The 4,568-nt window shown below is 67.3% G+C and carries 4 protein-coding genes and 2 pseudogenes; all 6 read right to left on the bottom strand.

Annotated elements, in window-relative coordinates; translation table 11 throughout:
• A pseudogene (locus AC2VOU_RS15885) lies at positions 1-253 on the bottom strand (phosphotransferase family protein); the annotation flags it as partial.
• Positions 250-1,482: an acyl-CoA dehydrogenase family protein gene (locus AC2VOU_RS15880; RefSeq protein ID WP_486958236.1), complete on the bottom strand. Its 1,233-nt coding sequence runs from the start codon at positions 1,480-1,482 to the stop codon at positions 250-252. The gene AC2VOU_RS15880 and the pseudogene AC2VOU_RS15885, both read right to left, overlap by 4 nt.
• Positions 1,483-1,497: 15 nt before the next feature.
• A complete protein-coding gene (locus AC2VOU_RS15875) occupies positions 1,498-2,106 on the bottom strand; it encodes a TetR/AcrR family transcriptional regulator (RefSeq protein WP_486958235.1) in 609 nt (202 codons plus the stop codon).
• Complete coding sequence (locus AC2VOU_RS15870; protein ID WP_486958234.1) at positions 2,096-2,995, bottom strand: hydroxymethylglutaryl-CoA lyase; 900 nt, start codon at positions 2,993-2,995, stop codon at positions 2,096-2,098. The genes AC2VOU_RS15875 and AC2VOU_RS15870 overlap by 11 nt, the downstream gene beginning before the upstream one ends.
• Positions 2,992-4,194: a CaiB/BaiF CoA transferase family protein gene (locus AC2VOU_RS15865; protein ID WP_486958233.1), complete on the bottom strand. Its 1,203-nt coding sequence runs from the start codon at positions 4,192-4,194 to the stop codon at positions 2,992-2,994. Before AC2VOU_RS15865 ends, AC2VOU_RS15870 begins: the two co-directional genes overlap by 4 nt.
• Positions 4,191-4,568 (bottom strand): annotated as a pseudogene (locus tag AC2VOU_RS15860) (alpha/beta hydrolase); the annotation flags it as partial. The gene AC2VOU_RS15865 and the pseudogene AC2VOU_RS15860, both read right to left, overlap by 4 nt.

The following is a 4,568-nucleotide window of genomic DNA, read 5'->3' as shown; positions in this document are numbered from 1 at the left end:
GCACCGGTGCGCCGGCCGCGGCCGCTGCGCGCTGAGCGCTGGCCTCGAGAGCCATGCCGGCGTGCACTTCGTCGGGCGGGCCGGTGCGCAGGATCAGCGAACGCCGCTGGTCGCCGGTGACCGCGTCAACCGCCCAGGTGGTGCGGCTGGCGCCGCCGGTGAGCGCAGTCAGGTTCTCGACGGCGGTCCCGGCGCCCAGCGCCGCTTCCAGCACGCCGACGAGTTTTGCCGCCAGCTCCTCTGTGGCCGTCACTTGCGGCCGAACGTGAACAGCCGCTGCGCCACCCGGCGGATCTGGATCTCCTCGGCACCCTCGGTGATCCGGTAGCGGCGGTGGTGGCGGTAGATGTGCTCGAAGGGTTCGTGCCGGCTGTAACCCAGGCCACCGAAGATCTGCATCGCGCGGTCGGCCGCGTCGCACACCAGCCGGTTGGCCCGATAGTTGGCCATCGACACCTTGTCCGACACCTCCATGTGATGGTCGCGGTCGAGGTGCCAGGCCGCGACCAGCAGCCGCACCATCTGCGCTTCGGTCTGCAGCTCGGCCAGCGGCCACTGCACAGCCTGGTTGGCCGACAGCGGCTTACCGAACACCGTTCGCGTGCCGGCATACTCGGCGGCACGATCGATGCAGTACTGCGCCGCGCCCAGGCTGCTGGCGGCTTGACGAATGCGATTCTCGTGCAGGAAGGTCTGGGCGACCTCGAGCCCGCGGTCGACCTCGCCGAGCACTGCGTCGGCGGATACCCGCACGTCGGTGAGTTCGACCTCGCCGTGATCGGTGGGCATGTTGAACGTCCACCAGTAGTACGGGACCGCGAAGCCTGGCGAGTCCGTGGGCACCAGGAAAGCGGTGATGCCTTGGGCCTGTCCCGGTTCGCCGGACGTACGAGCGAAGATCAAGTCATGCGTGGCGCGATGGACGCCGGTGTTGAACCGCTTGGCGCCGTTGATGATCCAATGGTCACCGTCCGGTACAGCACGGGTTTCCAGCCAGGTCGCGTCGGAGCCGTGCAAAGGCTCGGTGAGTCCGAAGGCCATCGAGCGTTCACCGGTGATCAACGCCTCGGACCACGCGGCGCGCTGTTCGTCGGTGCCGAATCGCTCCATCATGATCACCTGCGGGAAGTTCCCGACGATCGAGGACTCGTTCTGCAGATCATTGTGCAGGCCAAGGCCTTTGTGCGCCAGATGTTCCCGGATGACCGCCATGTCGACGTTGGTGCCGTCGCGACCGCCCAGCGACGACGGCAGCCCGTAGCGCAACCAGCCGGCCTTGTCGGCGCGACGGCGCATCTCGGACAGCAGATCCTCCCACTCCCGGGTGGGGGTGCCGTCGTTGTCCCAGTCGGTGCGGGCGTGTTCGCGACGTTGGTCGAAGTACTGCATATTCTCGGCCTGCAGCGGCGCGATCTCGCGCTCGATGAACGCGTCCATGTCGGCAAGCAGGCCCGGAAGGTGTTCGGGCAACGTGAAATCCACTCTGATTTCTCCTTATCAGCCGTACAGCGTTTTCTTCCATATTGTCGCGAGTGTCGCGATCGCGTCTTCGTCGCTCATCGCGATTTCCAGCCCGGAGCGTCCGACAAACACCGTGGTGAAGTTCTCGAACAGTAATGCGATCGCCGCGGCGATGTGCTCGGGATTGAGCCCGGACGCATAGCCTTGGCACTGCGCGCGGCGCACCGAGTCAGCGACGATGTCCATGCCGAACCGCCGAAATTCGTTCTGCACGACTGCAAAGCGCCGCTGCGTGGTGGCCAGCTGATCGATCGCGATCATGATGCCGATGTTCTGTTTGAACATGTTCCAGTAGCCGGTCACCACGGTGGTGAAGAATTCCTCATCGTCAGCGGAGTCGGGCAGGTGCAAGCTCAGACCGGACGGTGTCAACACCTCGTGCAGAAACGATTCCGCGAGCGCGGCCAGCAGATCTTCCTTGTCGTCGAAGTACCGGTAGAACACCGCACCCGATTTGCCGGCAGCCGAGGTGATATCGGCCAGCGTGGTGCCGTGGAAGCCGCGCTCTGCGAAGAGTTTGCGGGCGGCCTGCTCGATGGCCGCCCGGGTCTGGCGGCCTTTCGCGGTCAAGACTTCAGTGGGCATGTATCCGGTCGCCCGCACGCAGCAGGGCACTGGGCAAGTCGTGGCCGACAACCGATTTCGCCACCGTGGCCGCGGCGATCGCCGCCGGCAGGTCGATGTCGGTGTCGATGTCGCTGTCGCGCAGCAGGTATACCAAGTCCTCGGTGGCGATGTTGCCGGTGGCGCCCGGTGCGAACGGGCAGCCGCCCAGGCCGCCGGCCGATGCGTCCAGTCGGGTGACGCCCGACTCGACTGCGGCGTAGGCGCTGGCCAGCCCGGTGCCGCGGGTGTTGTGGAAATGACCGCCCAGCGGCAACTCGCCGATCACCGGTCGCAATTGCGCGATCAGCGACCGGACCCGCTCCGGCGTGGTGGTGCCGATGGTGTCGGCAATGCTGAACCGGTCGACGCCGTAGTCGACTGCGGCGGCGGCGATGTCGAGGACCCGCTGCGGCGGGGTGGGACCGTCGAATGGGCAGTCCCACGCGACGGCGACGATGACCTCGACCGTGCTGCCGGCGTCGTGGGCGATGGCGACGATCTCGTTGATCTGTTCTTCTGCTTGCGCAGCGCTGCGCCCGACGTTGGCCTGGCTGAATGCGTCGCTGGCCGCGACCACGTATTCGATCGAGCGCAAACCCGCCGCGACGGCCCGCTTGGCGCCGTTCGGGCTGGCGACCAGCGCGGAGAAGTCGATGTCGGGGTAGTCGCGCAGGTGCGTCGCGAGTTCGGCGGCATCGGCCATTGACGGCACCTTCGACGGAGATACGAATGCGGTGGCCTCGATTTCGCGCACCCCGGCGGCGGCCACGGCGGCCAGCAGTTCCAGCTTGGCCGACAACGGGATTGGCTTCTCGATCTGCAACCCGTCGCGCAGCGCCACCTCGCGAATCGTGACGTGGGTCTTCACAACACCCCCTCAGTACGTAGCTCCTCGAGCGCCTCGGTGCTCATGCCGAGCAGCCCGAGGTAGACGTCGTCGTTGTGCTGACCCGGTCGCGCGGGGCCGGCGGCGCGGACGCTGCCCGGTGATTCCGACAGCACCGGAACGATGCCGGGCCCCAGCACCGGCCGGCCGAGTCGTTCGTCGTGATGCTCGACCAGCATGCCGCGGGCCCGCAATTGCGGATCGGCGACCACGTCGGCGACGGTGTTGATCGGGCCCGCGATCACGCCTGCTGCGCTGAGGGTTTCGATGATCTCCTCAGGCTGACGCACCGCCGCCCACTCGCCGATGATCTGGTCGAGTTCGTCTTGATTGCGGCCGCGGGCACTGTGATCGGTGAACCGCTGATCGGTGGCTAGCTCGGGTCGTCCCATCGCCGCGCACAGCCGGGCGAACACGCTGTCCTGGTTGGCTGCGATCACCACCCACGAGCCGTCGGCGCTCCGGTAGATGTTCGACGGCGCAATGCCTTCCAGTCGGGTGCCGGACGGACCGCGCACCACCCCGCCGACGTCGTAGTCCGGGATGGTGGATTCCTGCACGGCCAAGCAGGACTCGGTGAGCGCCACGTCGACGACTTGACCGTGGCCGGTGACGCTGCGGCGATACAGCGCAGCCAGCGCACCCTGCGCGCCGAACATACCGGCCAGGCTGTCGCCCAACGACAGCGCCAGCCGCGGTGGTGGCCCGCCCGGAAACCCGTTGAGGTGCCGCAGACCGCTGGATGCCTCCGCGACCGAAGCGTAGCCGGCCTTGTGCGCGTCGGGCCCGGTCTGCCCGTAGCCCGACACCCGGACCAGGATGACGCCCGAATTACGTTGGCTGAGAACGTCGTAACCCAGTCCCCACTTCTCCAGCGTGCCCGGGCGGAAGTTCTCCACCACGATGTCGGACTTCTCGACGAGATCGAGGAACAACTCGCGGCCGCGGGGCCGGCGCAGATCCAGGGTGACGGAGCGTTTGTTGCGGGCGTGCACGGTCCAGAACACGTGGTGCCCATCGACCTCGGCCTGGCCCCAAGTGCGCAGCGGGTCCGGGGCGCCCGGCGGCTCGATCTTGATGACGTCGGCGCCCATGTCGCCGAGCAGCCGGCTGGCGAACGGCCCGGCGATCAGAGTGCCCAACTCGAGCACTCGGATGCCGTCCAAAGCGCCGCCGGTCATTGCACTCCCGTGAAGTCGTGACGCTCGAGCCAATCGGTGACGACGGTGACCGCTTCGCGGAGCTTGTCGCGCTGGTCGGGCCCGGCGTAGTAGTGGGTGGCACCGTGGATTTCGTGGATCTCCTTGTCCGGATGGCCGATCGCCGCGAACAGTCGGCGGGTGTGTTCGGGGGTGCAGGCGTCGTCGGCCAGGTTGCCGATCACCAGCGCCGGTACCGCGATGTCCCGTCCGCAGGAGATGCCGTCGCCGTGCGCGTCGTCGTAGCTCCACTGCGACAGCCAACTGCGCAGTGTGCAAAAGCGTGCCAGGCCGACCGGGCTCATGTTCACCACCGCAGGATCGCCCAGATAGCACGTTCCCGGAACCCGTTCGTT

The organism is Mycobacterium sp. TH-M25 (assembly GCF_057473665.1).
This window is presented reverse-complemented; position numbering and strand designations above follow the sequence as displayed.